Genomic DNA, 23,949 nt, shown 5'->3' on the forward strand with positions numbered 1-23,949 from the left:
CTTATCTAACAAAATTAACTAAAGTTAATTCATTCATTTTATTTATAGTTGAATATAAAGCTGTATATGTAACTTCTAATGCTTTTGCTTCTACTGCTAATTTTGTTAAATCAGCAGCACCAACTTCATGTGACATAATTGAAAATTGAGTAAGTTTTGACTCTACTCTTTCTAAAGAGATTTCAAATACTTTATTTCTACCACCTAATTTTGCATGACCAGTATTTGCAGACTCAAATGCTTCAGAAATAAGTTCTAAGGCATCAGAAAGTTCGGCATCTGCTTCGTCTTTTGTAATTGTATTACTATCTGAATCTTTAAGCTCTAAAGCATTGATAATTTTATCAAGTACATCAAAAGTATTACCTTTTGCTTCAAATCTTGTTCCATCTACATCAGGTAAATCAACTTCAAGGTCATTATTCTCACCAACCTTAACCTGCATTATATCTTTTGTAGCATTTCCCTCTTCATCATATTTTGTTAACTGTGCCTTACTTAATTGAGTAGGTGCACTTGACCCAGCTGGTGTGATATTTAAATTTGCTAAGTCTACACTGTAAGTATTAGTAGATGAATTTAAACTTACTTCTAAACTATTACCCATATCATCAACTATGGCTGTGCCACCTTCATTAAGTGTCCATACTTTACCATTTTCATCAATTAATGGGTCTTTAGAGTTAAAACTTAGTTTAGATGAAGAAGAAGATGCTGTAGTTATAGGAGAAGATCCTTCAAGTTTCCATTCAAATCTATCTTCATCAATAATTCTATCAGTTTTGCTAAACTCTAAAGTTTCTCCTTTAAAGCCTACATCTGAATTATACATAAAGGTTTCAAATCCTGTAATACCTTTCTCTCGATAAGAGCCATCTTCAACAGCAACTTTTCTTAAAAAGCCATCTCCATCATAAGTAACCTTTCCTGAATCATCCATTGAAAAAGGCTTTTGCATGGAGTTTGAGCCAGCATAAATGAATTCACCTTCTACTTGTTCATTTGCTAACATATAAAGATTCTCTTTTACACCTCTTAAGTTTACAGCAATTGCTTCTTTAGCTTCTTGATCTACTGTTCCATTACTTGCTTTTATTACTTCTTGTTTAACGTAGGTTAAAAGATTTTTTATTTCTTTTAATGTTGAATCTGCTACATTATTTTGAGCTGTAGTTTTTTGAATTTGTAACTTAATACCTTCATAAACTTTTAGTTTATCATCTAAGTAAATATCTCTTGTAAATAAATTAGCATCATCACTACCATATTGTAATACCTTGGTACTACTTGTTTGATAAGTAATTCTCTGATGTTCATTATTTAAATTATTTAGCCTAAATAACATTTCTGAAGTTGATCTGATCATTGGAATACCTCCTTGAACTTCGTAACTATCTCATTAAAATTATACTGTTCTTTCATACCTTGTGTCAAGAAAGTTCTAATTTTCTCTTTTCTTGCTAAGGCATCATCTAGTTCTTTGTCCATTCCAGGCTTATATGCCCCTACACGAACTAAAACTTCGTTCTCTTTTATCATAGATAATACCCTTTTTAGCTTTAAAAAATAATTATAGTGCTCATCATTAACAACTTTATCCATTACCCTTGATGCGGACTTTAAAAGATTTATAGGAGGATAGAATCCTTGTTCTGTTAATTCCCTTGTTAAAACTATGTGTCCATCTAGAATTGACCTACTTTGATCTGCAATAGGATCATTCATATCATCGCCATCAACTAAAACTGTAAAAAATGCAGTAATAGATCCCTTGGCATTATTACCTGCACGCTCCATTAATTGTGGTAATAAAGCAAAAACAGAAGGTGGATAACCACGGCTTACAGGAGGTTCCCCTGTACTTAATCCAATCTCCCTTTGCGCCATTGCAAATCTTGTTACAGAATCCATCATTAAAAGAACATCATGCCCTTTATCCCTAAAGAACTCAGCAATAGCCATTGCTGTGAAAGCACCATATTTACGCATTAATGCTGATTCATCTGATGTTGCTGCAACAATAATTGTATTTTCTAGGTTGTTATTTAAGTTGTAATGAATAAACTCAGGAATCTCACGACCCCTTTCCCCAATTAATGCTACTACTTTAATTTGAGCTTCACAACCTTTAACAATCATTCCCATTAAAGTTGATTTACCAACACCAGAACCAGCAAAGATACCTACTTTTTGTCCTTTTCCTGCTGTAAGCATTGAGTCAATTGCTTTAACTCCTGTAGAAAATCTCTCATCAATAACACCTCTTTCTAGTGGTGACATAGAGACTTTATTAATTGCAGAACTTTCCGCTAAATCCTTGATTTTTCCTTTTTCATCAATAGGCTCACCTAGAGCATTTACTACTCTTCCTAAAAGACCATATCCTGTCTCAACAGATAATCCATCTTTTTGTAAAAACACCTTATCATGTATTCTAAAACCATCAATAAAAGAGAAAGGTACAATTGTAAAATCACTTGACTCAATTGATGCCACCATTCCTAAAACTGTATAGATATGCTGTTGAGACTCAATTCTTACGATATCACCTACAGCAACTTCTATTCCAGAAGCTTTTATTGTAGTTGAAGAGATATGTTTAATTCTTCCAAAAGGGATAGAAAGCTCAGTTGAGTCAATACTATTTAATAATGAATCAATATCCATATTTACATCTCATCACACATTTTTTTATATAAACTATCTGTTGTTCCTTCAATTGATTTACACTTATTGATAAATTCATCTTTTTTAATATTATTTTCAAACTCTTCGTATAACACAATCAACTCATAATAAACTTGTGCTAAATCATTTGGAGTTATTTTTCTTGAATAATCAAGAGCATCTAAAAGTAAATTTAAAGACTCTTCATTTTTATTGTTTGTTTGAGCTATTTTTGCTAATTCTAGTTCAACAAAGGGAGAATATACATGAGCATTATTCTCTTTTTGCTTTTTATACAATTTATTTAATATTACTTCAGCTTCATCTTTAAGCTCTCGTTTCATTAAATAAAGATAGTAGTAGTAATAAAAATCTATTATCATAGGGTTATTACTATTTGATTCAATAAACTGTTGATTTCGATGGGCATAGTTAAAGAACTTATCCATTGAAATAGAATCACCAACACTATTCTTAATAAGAAATCTATATAAAAACTCTTTTTCTAAAATCTTTCTATCATCAACCATATCAATTTTTGCAGAAAAGCTTTTTGCATCTGTAAAATTTTGTAAAGAAAGTGCCATTCGCTCTAAATATAAATAAATAGTAGCATTTCTACTTGTACTAAAGGTATCTTTTAATAAATTATATGCTTTTTCAGAAGGAACTTCAACTAAGCATTCAAAAAACTTATCCTTAGTTGTTTTATCTTCAATCAAAGCTTGAAATGTCTCTGTTCTTGCACCATTTAAGGTCTCATTTAATAAAAAACACTTACCAGTTGCTAAATATTTTTTAATCATATCAATTGTAACTTCATCAAAAATCTCATCTACAGATTCATATCCAAACCTCTGGGCAATTGTATTAGAGATTTTTACATAAATTCTTTTTGATTTTAGAATTAAATCATATTTCCCCTGTCTTTTATAATTAAGAAGTTCTTGAACTAAAACCTTTTGTTGCATTGCTTCAGACTCAGGGTATTTTGCAGAAACTGCTGCTGGTTCTAAAATCCCTTGTCTCATTAAAATTTCATCGATATACATCTTTGCTTTTTCGGCATAGATTCCACCTGCAAAATCATTTAAAATATCTTTATAAAGTTCCCTTGCTTTAATTAAATACTTTTCTGTACCATCATACATTTTCATATAAATTTCTGCTAATTTAAATTTGAAATCTTCTACAGATGCAGGTTTATCCGTTCTATTTAGTAACTCTTCTAAAATTCTAACTGCAAATTCTGGCATATCAGCATTAAGTAGTCTATTAACCTTCTCTAATGCTAAAAATGAATCTTTTGCATAATAATCCATATTTTTTTCTAATACTTTAGAAATAAGTTCATATGCTTCTTTCTTTTGGTCATTTAAAACATACACATCAAACAGTTCATCAGCAACTAAAGTAGCAACTAATAAATCTGTAGTTTTTGTTAATACTTCATATAAAATCTTAATTGCCATATCATAATTTTTTTGATGTCTATAAACTTTTGCTAAAAAAATCTTTCCATATGCATTTACAACTTCATTATCAAAATTATTTACAATAATATTTGCAAAATATTTTGCTTCTTCTGCTTTATTAAGATTTAATTTTAACTCTACTAATACCATATAAGCTCGGGCTAAATCACCCTCATGTATTTTTGAATCATTGATAGCTTTTTCAAGTTCAGCTGCTGCATCAATAATAATTCTTTTAGACTTTTTCTTTATTGCTAGTTCTGAATATAAAATGATAATATCTGAATATAAAATTTCTACTTTATTTTGTTCTTTTAAAGCGTTGATTTGAGTATAGGCTTCATCAACTTTTCCTTCTTTAGAAAGCTGCCTAGCGTTACTAATAGTTGAAAATCCATCATCAATTTCTTGGATTCTTTTTTGAGAAATCTGCTCACCAGTAGAATCAATAAATCCATAATAGAAGTCTTTTTTAGCAAATGAAAAAGTAAAAATTAATATAAAAAAAATAAAAAACTTCAAAAACTACCTTTTGTTCTTTTTCAATTCAAATACATAAGAGAAAATTTCAGCTAAAGCCTTATAAAACTCACCTGGTATCTCTTGGTCAACTTCAATTTGTGAGTGTAAAGACCTAGCAAGTGCTGGATTTTCTATAATTGGTATATCATTTTCTCTTGCAATATCTTTTATTTTTAAAGCAATAAAATCAATACCCTTTGCAACTACTTTTGGTGCATTATCTTTTGTATTATCATATCTTAATGCTACAGCATAATGACTTGGATTTGTAATTACAACATCTGCATCAGGAACATCATTCATCATTCTTTTTTGATGCATTTGCATTTGTATCTTACGAATTCTTCCTTTTACTTGAGGGTCCCCCTCCATATTTTTAAACTCATCTTTAATTTCTTGCTTACTCATTTTTAAAGATTTAAAATAATAATGTCTTGTAAAAAAGAAGTCTATTATAGCAAAAAGTACTATAATTAGAAGAATTGCTGCTAAAAAATATATAATCAACTCTATAATAGTATTAAATGTTGCATAAAACTCCTTATCCATCATAGCTAAGAATGCTTTATGAGTTAAGGCTAAAACTATAAACATAACAACTATAATTATCAATAATTTTAGTGTAAGTTTTAAAGCTTCCAAGGCTTTTTTTAATGCAAATACATTCTTCATCCCTTTAATTGGATCTAGCTTTTGTAAGTCGATTTTTAAAGGAGTTACCAAAAATCCAAACTGACTCCAATTTGTTATTAAAGCTAATAAAACAACTAATGCAAAAATAGGTAAAAGTGCTTTTACTGCCGTCATAACAAAGGTATAAGCTATTGAATAAAACACTGTTTCATTCATTTCTTGGCCCATAAATCCGTAAGAAAAAAGCATTAGCTTTTTTATTGAGTCAAAAGTAAAACCAGAAAAAAACAGTAAATAGATTGAACCAAATAATAGAACTGCTGCCCCTGTAACTTCCATTGATTTAGGGACATTACCTTTTTCCTTGGCATCATCTATTTTTTTCTGGGTGGGTTCTTCGGTTTTTTCTTCTTCGTCTGCCATATTACCTACTCAAACTTTGCTATCATATAATTTGTAAAACTCTCAGTAAAAACTTCCATTCCTAAAATAAGAAATATAAATATCAACGCAAATTTTAGCTGAAAAGTAATTACAAAAGGAGAAAATGCTGGCATCGATTTTGTACCATAGCCATAATAAATATCTAAAATAAAACCAATAAAAAATAGTGGTAATGCAAAAGCAAAAGCAAAGGCAAACATTCTTTGAACTTCATCTATTGCAATTTGTATTCCATCATATGAAAAAATATTAAACATTCCTAGGTGAACCATTGAAAAACTCTTTACAAGCATAATAATAGTTATTTCATACATTCCTGTTTGAAAGAAAAGCATTAATGCAACAAAGTATAATAATCTATTTACAAGCCCTGTATTAGTACCACTTGCTGCATCAAACATACTAGCCATTGATAATGCTGTTGCATACTCAACAAACTCTCCAATAACCCTTACTGCTGCAAAAATCACATGTAAAAAGAATGAAGCTACTAAACCTAATGTTATTTCAGAAATTAAAGACAAAATAAATGTATCTTGAGAAAAGTTACCCTGTACATCAATTAAAGGGTATAAAAAAATTGTTAAATAAAATGCTACTCCCACTCTTACTGTAGGGTTTACAGAGTTATGATCAAAAACTGGAGGCATAAAAGCAACAAAAGCTAAAATTCTTGCAAAAAGAAGTAAAGAACTAAAAAGAAGTTCTTCATTTAATAAGGATAAAAGTTGTTCCATTTACATATAGTTTATATCATCTGCAACATTTTTATTGTCATTAACTGCTTCTAAGATATCAGTAGATGAATGCTGCTGATGATTTGTCTGTTCTTGATTTCCTTCATTATTTCCGGATGAAGAGTTATTCTGACTTTCACCTTGCATACCAAACTCAAAGTTTACATCTGTTTGATTATTAAAGTTTCTATTAATAGCTTCTCTTAATGAACCTTGATTTTCAACTACTGCATCTAATGTTGCAGAGTTAGACATATTCATTGAAATACTAATTCCACTATCTCTATCACTTTTCATTAAAATTGCAATTTGACCTAACTGAGCAGGGAAAAGATTAATTCTAAATGCAGTAATAGGAGGCTTATAGTTTTCATACATATTTCTTGCGATATCTGACATCATAGATGACATTTGTTGTTGTGCACCAATAATTCTATTTTGTATAGTTAATGCTGCATTTGGTGAAACAGTTAAATTAATAGTTGTTTCTTGAGTATTAGATGAAGAAAGATTTAATTTTGATGTTGTTTCACTTGATAAAGGATTTCTCTTATTATTTTGATCCATTACCATTCTATCTATACTATCTCTTTGAACCTTTTGTTCTGTTTGTTTATTTAATTCTTGTTTTGTTTCAACTACTTTTGTATCTTCTTTTGAAACAGATAAGTCCTTAGGGTTCAACTCTAATTTATCTGCTCCTTTTTTTATATCTTCAGCACTCTTTCCTTCTTTTACAATTCTTACAGCTTCACTTTTAGTAGATAACATTTGATTGTAAATTGAGTTTTTTTGTGAACCTAAATATATATTTGTTAATAAATCACCATTTTTTGAAGATGAATTTACATTTGTTTCTAAAGTTTCTGTAGAGACTGTTTTAGGCTTATTTGTATTTATTAGTTGATCCATTAAAGATTTAGTTTTTGAATCTTTTGAATTATCTGTATTTTCTTGTTTTAGAGTCTCTTTTTTTACTTCAATTTTTTGTTCATCTTGAACAATTGCTTCTTTATCTAATTTAGCTAAATTTCCTGCTTCTTTTTTATTCTCATTAGTAGAAGTATTTATTTCCGTTTTCTTTGAGGGAACTTCTATATTTGTAGATTTCTCTTCTTTTGAAATTACTTTTGAATCATTAGTCTTTGGTTCTTCTTTTGTAGTGTTTTGCTCTACCTTAGATGCATTGATATCTGTTTTCTTATTTGCTTTTTCTTCACTAGTATTTACTTCTTTTGTTTCTTGTAAAGAAGCTTTAGCTATTTTTTCATCTTTTATATTAATAGCTTTATTCTCTTCTTTATTTGAAGAGTTATTATTACTTACTTTATCTTCTTTTTTTTCTACTGAAGTTTGATTAATATCTTTTAACGATTTTTCATCTTTTGAAGTATCTTTTAGTTCAATATTATTAACTACTTTTTCTTCTTTAGGAGTATTAACTTCTTTAGCATCTTTATTTTCAACTGAACTATTTTTTTCTACTTGTACTTCTTTTGTACTTTTATTAGTTAAATCTTTTTTGGTTTCATTTACTACTTGAGATATAGACTTTTTAGTGTCTTTTTTTTCTTCTACTTTATTTAAAGTAGATTCTTTATCTTTACTTTCTAAATCTTTTTTTGCTTTATTTAGTAACTGATCCATTAAAGAAGGTTGAGTTTGTTTTACTTTTTCATCATTAGGTTTTTCATCTGATTTTTTAGATTCTTTATTATCTGATATACTCTCAAGTTCAGTATTTTTACTTACTGTCTCTTTTGATTCCTTTAGCTCTTTTCCCTCTTTTGGTTCATTTTGTTCTTTACTTTTTAATTCATCTGCTATTTGAGTTTTATTCTTTAATTTATTTTCACTTAAGCCTTCATCAAATAAAGAGTTTTGTTTTTGAGATAAATCCTTAGTATCAGCGTTTTTTAAAGTTTTTTCTTCAACTTTTTGATTGCTATTATTTTTAACTTTTTTATTAGCTTCTAGAATCATTCTATCTAATAAAGAACTGCTACTTTTAGTTTCTACTTTATTTATATCTTTTTTATTGTCTGAATTCTCAGTAATATTTTCTTTCGAACTCTTCTTTTTGTCAATATCTAATTCATTTTTGTTATCATTTGATTTACTAGGAAGAGACTCTTTTTTTTGACTATCTGTGTCAGAATTTTTCGAGCTTTTTTCTTTTATCTCTTCATTTGAAGTTTCAACTTTTTTAAAATCAGTAGTTTCTTGAGTTTTTTCTTTTATTTTTGTAGTTTCTTCTGAAGAAGTTTCAATTTTTTTAGTGTTTTTAACTAAAAGAGAATCAAATAAAGACATGCCTTCCTTTTTTGATCCTTCTGAAGTTTTATTATTAGTACTAGTTTTTGTATCTTGTGTAGATTTACCAATATTTAAAAAATTAACTTCTTCACTCATTTATTATGCTTTTAATATATCTAATGTTCTCACATCAATATTCTTATGTGTTGTAAACGCTGTAACATTTGCTTCATAAGAACGTCTAGCTTCCAATAGATTAATCATTTCTATAACAGGATTAATATTTGGATAAGCAACATAACCTTCATCATTTGCATCTGGGTGCGATGGTTCATATCTCATTACAGGATCAGAATCATCTTCTACAATTGATTTTACTCCCACTCCTCTTAAAGATAATTGATTTTTATCGCTATCATCTTTATTAAAGTCTGATTTAATATCATCTGTTTTTTTATTATCTTGATTTAGTAATACTTCATGAAAGGCAACACTTTGTCTTTTATATGGTCCGCCATCCTCAGTATGTGTAGTTTTTGCATTTGCAATGTTTGCACTAGTAATATTTACTCTTGTTCTTTGAGCACTCATACCAGAAACAGCAATATCATATCCATCAAAAAAACCCATAGTAAACTCCTATTAAACTGGCATCTTCATTATTTCTCGGTAAGCATTAATTGCTTTATTCTTAACTTCAAGTCCAAGCTTTAAAGAAAGCTCAGCCTCTTCAATTTTTTGTACAGCTTCTTGAAGGTTTTTAACCTTTCCTGTAGCAATACCTTCCATTGCATTATACCCTTGAACTTGTGTATCATTTACTTCATTTACCGCATCTTTTAGCATATCTTTAAAACTTAACTCAGATTGTGCAGTTTGATTTACTTGATTATTTTGTTTAGAAGTGATTGATCCAATTGAATCAGTAATAGAATTAATATTCATCTACTTCTCCTTATTTATTTGAAGTTGCTTTATCTACTTTTTCTTGAGCATCTTGAACACTTAGTTCAGCCAGCATAGCATCGATTTTATCTTCGTTATACTTATGTTTTAGCTCTTCTCTTTTATTATCTAGATTAAAAAGTAATATAATCAATGAAAGCATCATATTAGTGACACCTTTCAAAATAATAGTTACACCCATTATTCCAAAGATCATTTCCATTGGTGTAAATAAATCAGCATTAATTACAAAGAAAATTAAAGTTGCAAAAAAACCTGTAGCGATGTACAGTCTAAATATACCACTATTGATAAGATTTTGAGAAAATCTTTCTACAACCATATTTTTCCTACTAATATAAAAAATATATAATGCTTACTTATTAGCACAAACTACCTTATTTACCTAATTTCTTTTAGTAAAATGTCGATTATTTTTTGTAATTGTAAAGTTATTTCATCGTTTGTAAACTCTTGAACGAATAACTTTCTTAGTCTTGATGTTGTTGAAATATTTGCAGATGTCGACACATTACCTATATATTTTACCATAAAATTTGAATTTAACCTATTTTTTTTAGCTAAATTTACTAAAGATTTAGAAATTGTCTCGCCAATATTATAATTTTTTGTATGATTAAAGCAAATCAATAGTTTTTCTTTGTCTTTTGATAACATTTTTATTAATGCATAAACATCGGTTAAAGCTGATGGATCAGTTGTAGTTAGAGCTAAAATATTATCAGAAATTGATAAAAACTCTTGTACATACTCGTTTAAACCAGCTCCTGTATCAATGATTATATAATCAAACTTGTTCAAAGTCTTAACATCTTCTACAATTCTTGTTAAGACAAAAGAAGCTTTTAAACTTGAATATTGATAACCACTTTTTCCTGCAATTAAAGAGATATTTTCATATGAAGTCTGAGATATTACTTCTTCAATAGTATTTCTTCCTTCAATATAATCAAATAATGAATATCGCGGTTTTATATCAAATAAAACTTGCATATTTGCTAACCCAATATCTGCATCAATGACAGCTACCTTAAAACCTCTTCTTGCAAGTAAATATGCCATATTGGCAGTAAATGTTGATTTTCCAACACCACCTTTTCCTGAGGTTATTGTAAGGAGTTTAGTTTTAGAGACAACTGATGAGTTTTTTGTTAAATTTACAAGCTTACTTGCTTGTGCAGAGATTGAATTAAACAATACTATCTCCTTACACAAGCATTATTCATAAAGCAATCTATTAAATAAGAAGAATCAGATACTATTAAATCATCAGGTACATTTTGTCCTATAGAAAAGTAAGTAATAGATTTTTTTGTTTTATGAGCAAAAGAAATTAGGTTTCCAAAACTTCTTGTTTCATCTAATTTTGTAAAAGTTAAGTAATCAATATTTAACCTTGAATAGTTAGTATAAATATCTACTAAATCACTATGCTTTACATTTGCAGGCAAAACTAATACTTTTTCTATAGGCAATTCATGTACTTTTTCTTGATATTCATTTATCATTTCAATTTTGTCAACATCATATTGACTTGAACCAGCAGTATCTATAAAAATATAGTTACAATCTTTAAGTCTAAGTAGTGCTTCTACTAAATCCTCAGGCTTTTTAACTACTTCTAAAGGTAACCTCATGATATTAGTATATGCTTGTAATTGTTCTATTGCTCCTACTCTAAATGAGTCTAAAGTAACAATTCCAACCTTATAGTTTTGTCCTAGTTTATAAGCATACCTTGCTGCTAGTTTTGCAATTGTCGTTGTTTTTCCAACTCCTGTTGGTCCAACCATCATTACAATTTTTCTTTGATGCTTTCTTAATGGGATTTCTTGTTTTATAGGAATAATTCTTCGAAGAACTAGTTTAAAGAAATCATTTACTTTTTTAGGATTATTTTTTAAAGCAACTGGTAGTTGTTTAATTGTTTTTTTCATAATCGTATATGTCATCTCTTGGTCAAACTCATTTTGCTCAAAAAGATTATACATATCTACAAATTCTAAAGGTATTGTTAAATCATAAAGTTGACTTTTAGGGTTCCAAAGAGATTTTTGTACCTGCATAATCGCATCTTGCATTTTAAGAATCTCTTCTTTAAAATCATATACTTTAGCTTCAAATCTTTTATCTTTTTTATCGTCAATAGATGAAGAATGTGAGACAGAAGTTGTAATTTTTTTTGTATGCTTAATCTCTTTGTCATCATCTTCTAAAGCAACAATGACTTCATACATATCTTTATTTCCATCTTTAGCGCTAGAAATCTTTTTTGTAGAGATTACAATTGCTTCTTCACCACATTCAGCTTGAGCATTTTTAAGTGCAATTGTAGGAGTTTCACCTAAGAATGAAAGCATATTCATTTTATTCTTCCATCTTTATATATTTTTTCAATATCACCATTACTCTTTTTAATTCTTATATAGTCATCATTTTCAAAGATAATTTTTCCATTTTTTTCAATTTCAATTGAACCAAAATTAAATAGTACAGACTTCTCATTAAACTCTTTTACATCATCTTGACAAATAACATAACCTTTTTTCATATAATGTGTTGCTTGCAATTTTTTAGTTTTAAAATCATCTATTGTTGTAGGGATACAATGTCTTTTTACATTTTGAACTTTTCCTGAAGTAAGCATATCTAAAGTAATAAATTCATTAAAATGTACGTCCCTTTTTGTAATAACAACATTTATTGCAAAAAGATTAGAAGTAAAAATAGTGATAAAAATTAAAAGACTACTAAGCCTTAACATCGAACATTTGTCCCCCGTTTAATTCTGTTATCTCATCTACAATATCTTTATACATTTGCTGTATTGGTTGAACTATCATTGCTAATTTTCTATTAGCTTCATAAAGCTTTTTAAGTTCAGCTTCTAAACTATCAACTTTATCTCTATAAATATTAACATCTACTCCATTTTCCATCTCTTGGACAAGTGCATTATTTAAGTCTTGTTTATATGAAGTTATTTTTTCAATAATTTCTTCTTTTTCACTGTTTCTAGTCAAAAGTTCTTCATGTTTTGCTTTTTTTATATCTTCAATATCTTGATCAATATAGTCTTCCATTTTTTTAATCAGTGCTAACATTTCATCTATAATTGAATTAACCATATTAAGCCTTTATTTTTTTCTTTCACTTAAAAAATTATATAACATATCACTGATTCCTAGTGTACCAGCAGATTGTCTAGAGATAGTATCTGTATACATACCTTTTATAATATCTGAACCACTACCTTGTCCTGCAAATGTACTATCTTTTAATGAAATATCTAATAGTTGTTTCATAAAAAAAGCTTCAAAATCATTACTTACTTTTCTTAAGCTATCATCTTCAAGTTTCGATGAGTCAAGATTTTTATAACTATCTGCTGGACTTTTTTTTATTGTATTTATATCAAGGTAATTAGTATTTATATCCATTTTTTACTCCAATCTATCAAAAAAACTCTCTTCAGACAAGATATCATCGTTTGTATTGTCTGCAAAAAATTTCATTTCAACTCTTCTATTATCAGAAGCTAATTCACTTTTAGGATGATAAGATGAGTATGCTGATACTTTTAATGCACTTGGATCAATTCTATTCTTTATCAATTCTTTTACCACTGATATTGATCTTAGTGCTGATAAGTCCCAGTTGTCTCTAGGTATCTTCTCATCTTGGAAACCATTTGTTGCTGTATGACCAATAATCTCAATATTAAAGGCTTGAGGCATTGTTCTTATTACTCTAGCAACTTTTGCAATAAACCTTTTTGAATTTGGATTTGTAATTGTATACTCACCCTCTTCAAACATTATAGTAGAAGGAATATCTAAAGTAAACTCATTTTGTCCTTTTTCCAATTGAATTTGCTCTGTTTCAACTGTACTTATATCATTCATTTGATTTACTAATTCAGCAACTTCTTGCATACTCTCTTCCATAGATTCATCATTTGAGTCTGTATCATCAGATGAAGAATTACTTGATTCTGTTGAATGTTTATCTGATTGAGTTTGCACATCTGTTGAAGCATCAATGAATCCCATTGCTTTTTTCATAATATCAAAATACTCTTCTACTTTTTTCTTATCCATTACTGCCATAGATAAAAGTAAAATAAAAAAAGTTAAAAGTAATGACATTAAGTCACCAAACTGCACTAACCAGCCTGGCAAACATTTAGGACATTCAGGACACTTTTTATCTGCCATAGATTTTATTCTTCCTCTTCATCAACTAAAATTGCATTTAGTTGCATCTTTATATTACCTATTGATTCTTCTGCTGCAATCATAGTTGTACCTAAGATAATTACTTCACATGCTTCTACTTCTCTTGCATGTTTTTGAGATAATTTACTCTCCATTAATCCTGCGAAAAGTGTTCCAATTAATGCCCCATACATTGTAGTAAGTAAAGCAACTGCCATTGCTGGACCAACTGATGCAGGATCTGAAAGATTTGCAAGCATTGCAACTAATCCAACTAATGTTCCAATCATTCCCATTGAACCAGAAGTACCACCAATATTTGCAAATATTTTATGCATAGTTCCATGTCTTTTTTGCATATATTCTAATTTTGTTTCTAAAAGAGGAGTTAAAGTCTCTGCTTTAGTTCCATCTACTAGTAATTGAAAAGCTTCTTTAAAGAAAGGATTTTGTTCTTCTAAAACCTTTTGTTCGATATGCATTACACCATGTTTTTTAATTTCTGTAGCATAGAAAGTGATTTTTTCAATTAATTCAGGTAAAGGTTCTACTTTAACTTCATTAAAGGCTACTTTCATTGCAGGTACTATTCTTTTTAAGTCTGCAGCTTCAAACTGTCCAGCAGTTACAGAGAGTGTTCCACCAATTACAATAATTACAGAAGGTACATCAATATAAGGTCCAAAACCAACTCCACCTAAGATAATGGCTAAGGCAACTAAGGCCCAACCACCAGCCAATCCACCTGCAGTACTTTTATCCATATCTTATATTCCTATTTGGCTTAATTTTGTTGAACTATCGCCAATATTTTTAATTTTAAGACCAAACTTCCCTTCCACGATAACAGCCTCACCTTCTCCTATTTTTACACCATTAACTAAAATGTCTAAAGGTTCATTCACCATTTGCTCTAACTCAATGATTTCACCAATATCCCATCTCAGAATATCTTTTAATAAAAAATTTTTTGTTCCAAGTCTTACACTCAGTTTTAATTTGATGTTAAAAAGAAGTTGTAAGTTTTCAGCTGAGTCTTCTGATAATAATGAACTTATCGAACTTACACTTGGTCCTATATTAGCTTGTGGCATACTAGATATAGGTGTAGACATTGTATCTTGAGGGGTAGAAGTTATCTCAGGACTAGAAGAATTATCATATCCTGTTATTGAAGATAAAAAAGGTAAAATGATTTCATCAAGAGATAAATAAATCGGTAATTTCTCACCATCTAAAGCTAAATCTAAAGTATATACTCTATCATTATCTTCAATATCACCACACACCTTAATTGAAAAATCTGAAACCTCTGATTTTATTGAACTTACATCAGGGAAACCTTGTGCATTTACTGATGTACATAAACTTCCACATACATTTGAGATTATTTCATTTACTGCATCAGCAATTTCATCATCAATATGCTCTTTTAAATCACCCATTCCACCAAGCATAAAATACTCAAATTTAGTTGCAGTGATTGAAGGTATATAAAATTTCCAATTTGAACTAATAGTTGAAAATTCAAACTTAACTGATACTTCAATACATTGTGAATCATCTAAGCCACTAACATCTAAAGCAGATACTGAATCAACTGTTGTACTTTTTGATAATAACTGCTCTAAAGTATTAGCTAGTTCATCTTTTAAAAAACTTGATAAATCAGATGCCAAAAATAAACCCTTTGTTTATATTATTTTTCTTGTTCATTTATAGTCTCAAGCATATGAGCTTTTATTCTCATCATATCTTCAGTAGGGTATTTATATTCACTATCCCCTCTTGTAACCTTTACAAAAAAGTCTTGAGATTGCTTGTTATATCCAAATTTTATGTTATCTAATATAACTTCATTTTTTTCTGTTTCATGTAATGAGCCTTGTACTTTTTTGTACTGGTCATCCTGAATAGACTTATGCTTTTCATCAACTTCTTGGACAGATTTAATTTTATCTGAGTGATTAACTTGAGCATTATCAATTTCAGCAATTCTTCCTAGTTCCATGAGAACCTCCTTGAAAAGTACAGAATTATAATTATTATATCAAAAAAAAATTAAAATTGATGAATATTACTAACAAAACGAGGGGAATTATATTATTTTTACATTGACTCTAAAAGGGAGTCAAAGTTAAGAAGTTTAAAATCAATTAAAGAATCTTTATATGGTTCAATGAAATATTGAGAAGCACTATTTAACTTTAAATCTTGAACAAGTTGTACTCCTGTCAAAAAATCTGCCCCAGGGTCTTTTAAGATTGCTTTAATTAATGATATTTGTAAAAGAGCTTCATTATATTTATCATCTTCTAATTGTGATGCTACAATTAAATACATAGTATATTTATCTTCTAATTTATACTCTTTTTGCAAAGTATATAAAATTTTTAAACTCTCTTTAGGTTTACTATTATGTAATTCTCTTAAAGCTTTTGTTCTTAAATAAGAGGGACTCTCTTTACCTGATAAAGTTAAATCTGCTTTATGAAATAGTCCAATTGCTTTTAATAGATCAATATAGTATTTAGTAATCACTAAAGGACCTTCTAAAAAATTATTATTTATATTTAATGGTGTTTTATCCTGAAGTCTTGCAAAATAATTATAATCATTTTCACCTTCTCTTCTAATAGTTGATTTCATTAAATAAACTAACGGATCTTTGTAGTGTTCTATAAATAAAGGATGTTCTAAAGTTACTCTATTAACTGCTAACTTATCTAAATAATCTAAAGCCTTATAGAAGATAGTTTGATTATATGCTAAAGGATCGAAAATAACTTTAAATTTTGGTTCTACGTATTCTCTATACACAGTCTGACCAAAATATTTATACATACCATCTTTTGATTTAATATTTTGAACTATATACTCTTTATCTTTTATATCTCTATTTATTTTTTCAGCACTGATTAACGTCATTACTGAGTAAAGTTTATTTCCTGGATTTAGTTTATATGCTTTTGAAAAATATTTGTATGCATTATGAAAATCACTTATTTGAGCATAACATAGAGCTAAGTTATAGTAAATATATGAATTTGAGTCTTCTTTTAAAAAAGACTGCATTTTATTAACTCTAATAATAGGATCTTCTTGTATTATTTCAATAAACTTAGCATTATATTTAACCATTTGCTCTAAGCTTTCCACATTTTGTTCACTATTAAAGATAAACCCTTTTGATATGTCATAAAGAATTTCTTGCTTATCAGAGAAAACGAAAGGTGCAAAATAAAAAAGGAAATCTATTTTTCTATTTTTATCAAATTTAGTTACAAACTTTAAATACTCTTTAGGAGTATATTTTGCTTTATTGAAGAAAATCTTTAAAGGATATTTTTGATTTACTTTAAATGTGTCTTTAACTTTTTCTAATTCCTTTAATCTATCTAATAGCTTTTGAATATCATTTGCTTTTAGATCTCTATAAACCATTAACCAAAGTATCAAATTTGTTCTACTTTGATTAAAGCTTTCTTCCTTTGCTCGCTGAAGATATCTCTCTGCTTTTATGTAATCTTTTAATTTTAAATGTAATAAAGCTTTTTTCATATTCATTGGAAACTCCATAGTCTCCAAAATTTTTAAAGCTAATTCATAATCTTTTAGTAAAATAAAGGTATCAACAACTAATCTTTTTGAATGTTCAGTTAACGTCTTAAACTTTTTTGTAATATTTACAATAGTTTCAAGATACTTTCTCTCTTTTTTTATTAAATATAAATAATAACTTGCAGAGATATATGAGTAAGTATCTGAGTATATAGCCTCTTTATAATCATATATATTATTTAAATAAAGTAAAGCATTATCAATTTGACCCAGTTTATAATAAGCAATACCAATGTTTAAAAATGATGGAACCTTTAATAACTCAGATGTTATTTTAAAAGTTTCGATTGCTTTTTTATATTCTTCTTTTTCAAGTAATAAGATAGCTTTATTAAACTCAACTTGTAGTCTAAGTTTCTCTTGGTTTTCTTTTAGTTTGTCATACTTAAAAAGTATTTCTGGTTGGGAATCAATTTTACCCTCATTTGAAAAAGATACAAGAGGTAAAATAAGTATAATAAATAATAAACTGTATATCTTTTTCAAAAAAGTATTCCTAAACCATTGTATTTACTTGAGCATAAAGTTCTTCTGTTCTATGTTCTAGTGTCTCAACTTGATGCTTTAATTCTGTATTTTCTAGTCTTAGTTTTTGTAAGTCATCTCTTGCAACTTGTAATGAGTCTTGAGAGTTTTTTAATGTACCTGAGCTTACTTTTACTTGCTTTTCATATCTATCAATTATCTCTTGTAGACGTTTATTTTCATCTTCTACCATATTTTTTTCTTCATTCACTTTTCTATATAAAGATTTATGAACATTTGCACTAGAAAAAAAGTATAAAAGTAAAATTCCAATTATTGTAAGTAATAAAAAATTATCCAATTTCCCCTCTTTAGTATATTAAGAAGGCTGAAAGCCTTCTTAACTATTATCTTTTTAGATTAATTAATGTATTTAATAACTGATCTGATGTAGTAATAGATTTAGCATTTGCTTCGAATGCTCTTTGGAATACCATTAAGTTAACTAAACTTTCAGATAAGTCTGCTGTTGAAAGTTCTAACGTTTTACCTTCAATCTTTGCAGTTTTATCATTGTTTAAATTATAAATAGGTTCACCAGATTCATTTGTTTTTGCAAGTAAGTTATCTCCACTTGGATTTAATCCTCTTGTATTATTAAATAATGCAATAGATACTTGACCAATGGCAAACTCTGCCCCATCTTGTTTCATTGTGATAAGTCCAGTACTATCTACTGAGAATTCACCAAATGCAGAATCAGAAATACCTAAAGTATCAAGTTTAAGTTGAAGTGAACTTTGTGTTGTTGTTTGATCAATAGTATTTACTAATTCAATGAATTCTGCTCCAGCACCTTGTCTACCACTATAATCATTATTTTTATCAAGTGGTAATAAAGAAGTAGGTGCATCAGAAATCAATGTTGTAGAAGTAAATGCATAATCCTGATTAGTAGGAGTTATTGTTATTGTTCCTGCTGCAAATGTTGCTGTTGCTATATTTGAATCTGCTTGAATTAATGCTGCCATTGCTGTTCCATCTGCTGTTCCAGCTGGAATGTCAACACTACTTTTTGTTCCATCTGCTGTTTCATAATAGAATACAAAGTTTTCTGTTGTAGGGAATGTTAATGTCGCTGTATTTATAGCAGAAGTTGTTGTTCCATTTGTATGAGTTAAAGGAAGTCCTGCATCTGCATTTGGACCATCACCAGCTGAGTTATCTAGTGACGAAGCTGTAATATCCATTGTTTTATCTACAAAAGTAATCGCTATATTAGGTGCAGCAGTAGTAACTGTATCAATATTTGGATCTGCTTGTAACTTTGTAGCTAAATCATTAATATCTGTAACACCAGTTAATGTAATCGTATTTGAACCAGTTGAACCACTATAAGTATAAGTGAATGTATCAGGGAAATTAAGTCCAGTTGTATCTATTGTAGAAGTTACCGCTGTAGGAGCAGTGTGTGAATTACTAATTCCTGAAGCTTCATTTAAGTAAAATGGTACTGCACCTTTTAAATTTCCACTAAACTCTACATCAAAGTTATCATCTAGCGTTTGAATTACAACATTTCCATTGATATTTACTGCTTGAACATAGTCTGATAACATAGGAGTTGATGTTGCTGCTTGTGCATTAAATTTATCTACAAAATCTTGAACACTTTCCACATCCGCAATACTAATATTTGTAGGCTGTGGAGGTATTCCATTGTCATTTGGTACAGGAATAATTTTATCAAGTTCTTTATCAAAAATCGAAATTGAGTAAGTAAAGTCATTTTTAATATTAGGAACATCTAGTTTTAAATCTGCTGTAGTATAAACATCTCTTTGATTTCCAGTAATTGCTCTAGAAAGAGCATCTCTAGCACTCTCTAATGCTCCAACACCTATACCTGCAGATGCTAAAGTAGTAGTTTGAAAATCACCTGCTACTGTATTTGAACCAGATATTTCTCCTACTTCTGAAATATCAAAAGATACTCCTGGAATTAAAGATTTTATTTGAATAATACCTTTAAGCATATCAGAATTAGATGTTGATAAATTGAAATTGTCAGTATCTTCTAGAACATCATTATTACCTGTTGTTGAGTTTCTTTCATCAACCATAGTTGCTCTAAGACCTTGAATTTCTGAAATTTGATCAGCTAATGCTCTATATGTAGCAACTCTACTTGCAGCTACATCTAAATCAAGAGGTACAATACTATCAAAAGTTCTTTCTGAAACTTCAATTGGATCTGCATGAGATATCGTAATTGTTTTATCAGGTGAAGCAGGCATATTTACAGTAAAGCCTGTAAGAGTACTTTCAGCTTCAATTGCAAGCTTAAGTCCATTTCTAATTTCATCTGTTGTTGCATCATTATCACTCTCATAAGATACAGTTGTACCATTTATTTCAATTTCATATCTAGTATTATTAGTAGGAGAATCTACTGAGTATGTTGCTGTTGATGTATTATTTCCTGAAACAGAAGCCTTCCCTGTCTTTAAACTATCAATAAACTCTTGAGATGCTGAAGTAGAAATATAATTTTGAGACTTTTTCTTTCCATCTATATATACAAATACTTGATCTCCCTCTTTAGAAATAAGTCCATCAGAACCAGATTTAAAGTTAATTTGTGAGATTTGAGCAATTGAACTTGCACTTCCTCCATCAGGGTTATCTTGAAGTTTTTGAAGCCACGAAGCATAATCTGCAACTAAAGCTTCTACATCAGAAATCTTTGCTGCTTTACTTTTTCCTCCTGCACCTTCATAAATAGTCGCAGAATCTGCTTTTGAAGTTTGATTGTAATCAGTAGCTTTTGCAGTAACTGTTTCTATATAATTTGAATATTTAATTACTTTTGATGTTAGAAGTTTAGTATAATCACTTGTAAAAGTTTTATTATTTGGGTTAGTTGATACAACATCTTTATTTGTATCAATAGCTCTCATAGCCCATCCTTGAACTTCATTACCAGCGGCATCTTGAAGTGTACCATTGTCACCCATTCTAAAGTTACCTGCACGAGTATAATAGTTTTCTCCACTTCCACTAGAAGTAGTGTTTTTTACAGTAAAAAAACCATCTCCACTAATTGCCATATCATAATCAACACCAGTAAGTTTTAAGTTTCCTTGAACATACAGTTTTTCTGCATCAAGTATTTTTGAACCTTTACCAATTCTATCTTGATACATTTGATCTGCAAAAGAGATTCTTGAAGATTTGTAACCTACAGTATTAACATTTGCAATATTATGAGATTCATTATCTAACGCTGCTTGATGAGACGAAAGTCCTGAAATTCCTGTCCATAATGCTCCAATCATGATTTATCCTTTTAGATAAATTTTTAAACACTTTTACATGTTCAAATATAAATGCTCAAATAAGCACTAATATTTAAACACAAACTAAAGAAGTTATTTCTTTAGTTGTATTGCTGTTTTTAAAAACTCATCTGATGTTGTAATAGATTTTGAACTGGCTTCAAAAGCCCTTTGATATACCATCATATCAACTAATCCATCACCTAAATCAGTATTACTAAGCTCAATTGAACCACCTACTAAGTTATTTACATTACTTGCATTTAATCTATCACCTGTCTCATTTGTAATAGAATAAAGATTATTTCCTTGAGGATTTAATCCTCCAGGATTAGTAAAATATGCAGTTTCTAACTTACCAACTAAAAACTTGTTATCTCCATCTTTTGCATAAATAACTCCATTTTCTACTGAAAGATTTCCAAATACATTCTCTGAGATATTTAAATTATCTAATCTCAATTGTAATTCACCTATTCCAGTTAAAGCTGCATTACTATTTCCTATAGTATGAGTCATCTCTAATAGCTTAGCATCTGCTGCTTCTAATGCAGTTTTCAAGGCATCTCTTGCACCATCAACCATTGCCCTTCCTGAACCAGAAAGAGGAGAAACAGTTTCTGTTATTAATGGTGCACTATCATTTATTGCAGCTTCTTTAATATTATAATCTTTACCAGGAATTAAAGAATCAATAGTAACTAAACCTGTATTATCAACACTAGCTGTAAGTCCTGTTACTGAAGAGATTTTATCAGCAAAAAGATTCATCGTTGTTTGAGTATCTGTATCAAAGTATTGTCTTACTTTTTCTCCATCAATATTAACTTCTACAAAATCATCATCATTTTGTAAATCTGCTAAAAAAGCATTAAATGAAATTTGTGTTTGTTGAGAAACAGGAGCTGTACTTACCGCATTTGGATTGCTTACAAAAAGTTCTAATTTCTCATTATAGTTTGTTATCATTTCTCTGATATCAGATATTTTAGAAGATCTATCTTTAAATCCACTCCCTGATACTCCACTATCTTGTGCTGTTTGAGTAAAATCAGTTGCTTTTGCATTTATTGATTCAACATAATCTGTTGCAGATATTTGTTTTGAAGTAATTGAAACATTATAGTCACTATTAAATTGTGTAGTTCCATCAGAACTAACAATGTTAGATAAAACCGTAGATGAACCATAAACTGTTTTATTATCAACTGTTTGCAGTGTTCCATCTGCACCCATTTTAAAGTTTCCGGCTCTAGTATAAAACTCTTCTCCAGTTATAGGGTCATTTACAATAAAAAAACCTTTTCCTTCAATTGCAATATCTAAATCATTATTCGTAATTTTAAGACCACCTTGAGAGAAATCTTTTTGAATAGCTTGAACTGCAACACCTTTTCCATAGCCTGATTGATACATCATATCAGCAAAACTAATTCTATCAGATTTATGACCAATAGTGTTAGAATTAGTTACATTATTTGATTGAGAGTTTAATGCTTTTTCAAAAGTATCTAACCCTGATATACCATTCCATAAACCACTAATCATAAATTATCCTTAGAATATTTTTGTAATACTAGAAAAAGGTATACTAACCAACTGATCTGAATATACAGGCATTACACTTCCATCAGCTGTATAGCCCGAATCTTTAATAATTTCATTATTTTCATCTAAAATAACCGGGTTTCCATCTTCACCAATAATCACTTTACCAGCACTTTCTAAAGCAACTTTATTTCCAGTTGGCTTTCCTTCAGAATCTAAGATTTCACCTTTAACATTGTAGTAAATATATTCACCATCTTTATCCTTAACTTGATCTTCAATATAAAGAATTTGTTGAGCTTTCACCATCACTTCCCCATCAATATTCTCTACTGATCGTACTGTATAAGCTTTATTTACTCCATTCTCTCCTACATTTCCATCTTCAATATTTTTTCCAATTACTGTTGCTGCATTTGAAAGGTTTGATTGCCTAAATGAATCTGCTAAATATTGCATAGTTTCAATTGTTTGAAGATTTGTATTGATACTTGACATCTGCATTTGAGTAGAAAGCATTTGTTGAGAATCCATTGGTTTTGTTGGATCTTGCATTTTAAGCTCTTCTATCATCAATCTTAAGAAGTCATTGTTTGTTAATTGGTCATTGCTTACTGAAGAAGTATATGCATTACCATCCGCACCTGTTGAAGTGTTAACTGTTACATTTTCTACTGCCATAATAGTCTCCTAATTTGCTTTTTCGTCAAAGAAGTATCTAACTACATTGTCTGAGTCCATAGCTTCTTGAACTCTCACTGCAAGTTTTTCGTCAATTACAATTATGTCACCAGTACCAATAATCCTTTTATTTACAAAGATATCTCCACCAGAACCTGCTTGCTTATCTAAAGATATAATATCACCCTCTGAAAGTTCTAAAAACTCTTTTATAGTAATATTTGCACTCCCTAGCATTACATCAACAGTAATCTCAGTATCTACTAATAAATCATAATCTCTTTCACTAATTTCCATAACTACGCTTTTTTGTTAAGTTATTAGATTATACCACAAAATTTCAGTAAAAAAGATTATATAGTAAAAATATTTTAATAGT

At 29.1% G+C, this 23,949-nt stretch carries 24 protein-coding genes; all 24 read right to left on the reverse strand.

Going from position 1 to position 23,949, the window contains the following annotated elements:
* Nucleotide 1: 1 nt before the first annotated feature.
* The 24 genes from CRV02_RS08785 to CRV02_RS08905 all read right to left on the reverse strand — a co-directional run bounded on the left by CRV02_RS08785 (nt 2) and on the right by CRV02_RS08905 (nt 23,867).
* Nucleotides 2-1,366: a hypothetical protein gene (locus tag CRV02_RS08785; protein ID WP_129090020.1), complete on the reverse strand. Its 1,365-nt coding sequence runs from the start codon at nt 1,364-1,366 to the stop codon at nt 2-4.
* Entirely contained in the window at nt 1,363-2,667 is a 1,305-nt protein-coding gene (gene fliI, locus CRV02_RS08790) for a flagellar protein export ATPase FliI (RefSeq protein WP_129090021.1), read from the reverse strand. The genes CRV02_RS08785 and fliI overlap by 4 nt, the downstream gene beginning before the upstream one ends.
* Nucleotides 2,668-2,669: 2 nt before the next feature.
* Complete coding sequence (locus tag CRV02_RS08795) at nt 2,670-4,664, reverse strand: lipopolysaccharide assembly protein LapB (RefSeq protein ID WP_129090022.1); 1,995 nt, start codon at nt 4,662-4,664, stop codon at nt 2,670-2,672.
* A gap of 3 nt (nt 4,665-4,667) precedes the next feature.
* Nucleotides 4,668-5,720, reverse strand: a complete 1,053-nt coding sequence (flhB, locus tag CRV02_RS08800) for a flagellar biosynthesis protein FlhB (RefSeq protein WP_129090023.1) — start codon at nt 5,718-5,720, stop codon at nt 4,668-4,670.
* A 5-nt stretch (nt 5,721-5,725) separates the two neighbouring features.
* A complete protein-coding gene (locus tag CRV02_RS08805) occupies nt 5,726-6,478 on the reverse strand; it encodes a flagellar biosynthetic protein FliR (protein WP_129090024.1) in 753 nt (250 codons plus the stop codon).
* A complete protein-coding gene (locus CRV02_RS08810) occupies nt 6,479-8,890 on the reverse strand; it encodes a flagellar hook-length control protein FliK (RefSeq protein WP_129090025.1) in 2,412 nt (803 codons plus the stop codon).
* 3 nt (nt 8,891-8,893) lie between these two features.
* Complete coding sequence (gene flgC, locus CRV02_RS08815; protein ID WP_129090026.1) at nt 8,894-9,364, reverse strand: flagellar basal body rod protein FlgC; 471 nt, start codon at nt 9,362-9,364, stop codon at nt 8,894-8,896.
* Between the two features lie 12 nt (nt 9,365-9,376).
* Nucleotides 9,377-9,679, reverse strand: coding sequence for a flagellar hook-basal body complex protein FliE (gene fliE, locus CRV02_RS08820; protein ID WP_129090027.1), 303 nt, complete (start codon nt 9,677-9,679; stop codon nt 9,377-9,379).
* Between the two features lie 10 nt (nt 9,680-9,689).
* Nucleotides 9,690-10,022, reverse strand: a complete 333-nt coding sequence (locus CRV02_RS08825) for a hypothetical protein (RefSeq protein ID WP_129090028.1) — start codon at nt 10,020-10,022, stop codon at nt 9,690-9,692.
* Nucleotides 10,023-10,081: 59 nt separating this feature from the next.
* Nucleotides 10,082-10,897 carry an AAA family ATPase gene (locus CRV02_RS08830; protein WP_129090029.1) on the reverse strand — a complete coding sequence of 272 codons (816 nt, stop codon included), beginning with the start codon at nt 10,895-10,897 and terminating at the stop codon, nt 10,082-10,084.
* A 2-nt stretch (nt 10,898-10,899) separates the two neighbouring features.
* Entirely contained in the window at nt 10,900-12,066 is a 1,167-nt protein-coding gene (gene flhF / locus CRV02_RS08835) for a flagellar biosynthesis protein FlhF (protein WP_129090030.1), read from the reverse strand.
* Nucleotides 12,063-12,464, reverse strand: coding sequence for a hypothetical protein (locus tag CRV02_RS08840; protein ID WP_129090031.1), 402 nt, complete (start codon nt 12,462-12,464; stop codon nt 12,063-12,065). Before CRV02_RS08840 ends, flhF begins: the two co-directional genes overlap by 4 nt.
* Nucleotides 12,451-12,828 carry a hypothetical protein gene (locus CRV02_RS08845; RefSeq protein ID WP_129090032.1) on the reverse strand — a complete coding sequence of 126 codons (378 nt, stop codon included), beginning with the start codon at nt 12,826-12,828 and terminating at the stop codon, nt 12,451-12,453. Before CRV02_RS08845 ends, CRV02_RS08840 begins: the two co-directional genes overlap by 14 nt.
* 9 nt (nt 12,829-12,837) lie before the next feature.
* Nucleotides 12,838-13,140 carry a rod-binding protein gene (locus tag CRV02_RS08850; protein ID WP_129090033.1) on the reverse strand — a complete coding sequence of 101 codons (303 nt, stop codon included), beginning with the start codon at nt 13,138-13,140 and terminating at the stop codon, nt 12,838-12,840.
* A 3-nt stretch (nt 13,141-13,143) separates the two neighbouring features.
* Nucleotides 13,144-13,917 (reverse strand): flagellar motor protein MotB, encoded by a 774-nt coding sequence (locus tag CRV02_RS08855; RefSeq protein ID WP_129090034.1) that lies wholly within the window; start codon nt 13,915-13,917, stop codon nt 13,144-13,146.
* A 5-nt stretch (nt 13,918-13,922) separates the two neighbouring features.
* The gene (locus tag CRV02_RS08860) at nt 13,923-14,681 is read right to left on the reverse strand and encodes a motility protein A (protein WP_129090035.1); all 759 of its coding nucleotides are present in this window, start codon (nt 14,679-14,681) and stop codon (nt 13,923-13,925) included.
* A 3-nt stretch (nt 14,682-14,684) separates the two neighbouring features.
* The gene (locus CRV02_RS08865) at nt 14,685-15,596 is read right to left on the reverse strand and encodes a FliM/FliN family flagellar motor switch protein (protein WP_129090036.1); all 912 of its coding nucleotides are present in this window, start codon (nt 15,594-15,596) and stop codon (nt 14,685-14,687) included.
* 20 nt (nt 15,597-15,616) lie between these two features.
* A complete protein-coding gene (locus CRV02_RS08870) occupies nt 15,617-15,928 on the reverse strand; it encodes a flagellin (RefSeq protein WP_129090037.1) in 312 nt (103 codons plus the stop codon).
* A gap of 98 nt (nt 15,929-16,026) precedes the next feature.
* Nucleotides 16,027-18,024, reverse strand: a complete 1,998-nt coding sequence (locus CRV02_RS08875; RefSeq protein WP_129090038.1) for a tetratricopeptide repeat protein — start codon at nt 18,022-18,024, stop codon at nt 16,027-16,029.
* A 10-nt stretch (nt 18,025-18,034) separates the two neighbouring features.
* A complete protein-coding gene (locus tag CRV02_RS08880) occupies nt 18,035-18,364 on the reverse strand; it encodes a hypothetical protein (protein WP_129090039.1) in 330 nt (109 codons plus the stop codon).
* Between the two features lie 46 nt (nt 18,365-18,410).
* Nucleotides 18,411-21,341 (reverse strand): flagellar hook-basal body complex protein, encoded by a 2,931-nt coding sequence (locus CRV02_RS15030; protein ID WP_258239274.1) that lies wholly within the window; start codon nt 21,339-21,341, stop codon nt 18,411-18,413.
* 93 nt (nt 21,342-21,434) lie between these two features.
* A complete protein-coding gene (locus CRV02_RS08895; RefSeq protein WP_129090040.1) occupies nt 21,435-22,889 on the reverse strand; it encodes a flagellar hook-basal body complex protein in 1,455 nt (484 codons plus the stop codon).
* A 9-nt stretch (nt 22,890-22,898) separates the two neighbouring features.
* Nucleotides 22,899-23,570, reverse strand: a complete 672-nt coding sequence (locus tag CRV02_RS08900; protein WP_129090041.1) for a flagellar hook assembly protein FlgD — start codon at nt 23,568-23,570, stop codon at nt 22,899-22,901.
* Between the two features lie 9 nt (nt 23,571-23,579).
* Nucleotides 23,580-23,867 (reverse strand): FliM/FliN family flagellar motor switch protein, encoded by a 288-nt coding sequence (locus CRV02_RS08905; protein WP_129090042.1) that lies wholly within the window; start codon nt 23,865-23,867, stop codon nt 23,580-23,582.
* Nucleotides 23,868-23,949 lie beyond the last annotated feature (82 nt).

Origin of the sequence: Arcobacter sp. CECT 8989, assembly GCF_004116715.1 — a bacterium.
Classification (GTDB): Bacteria; Campylobacterota; Campylobacteria; order Campylobacterales; family Arcobacteraceae; genus Halarcobacter.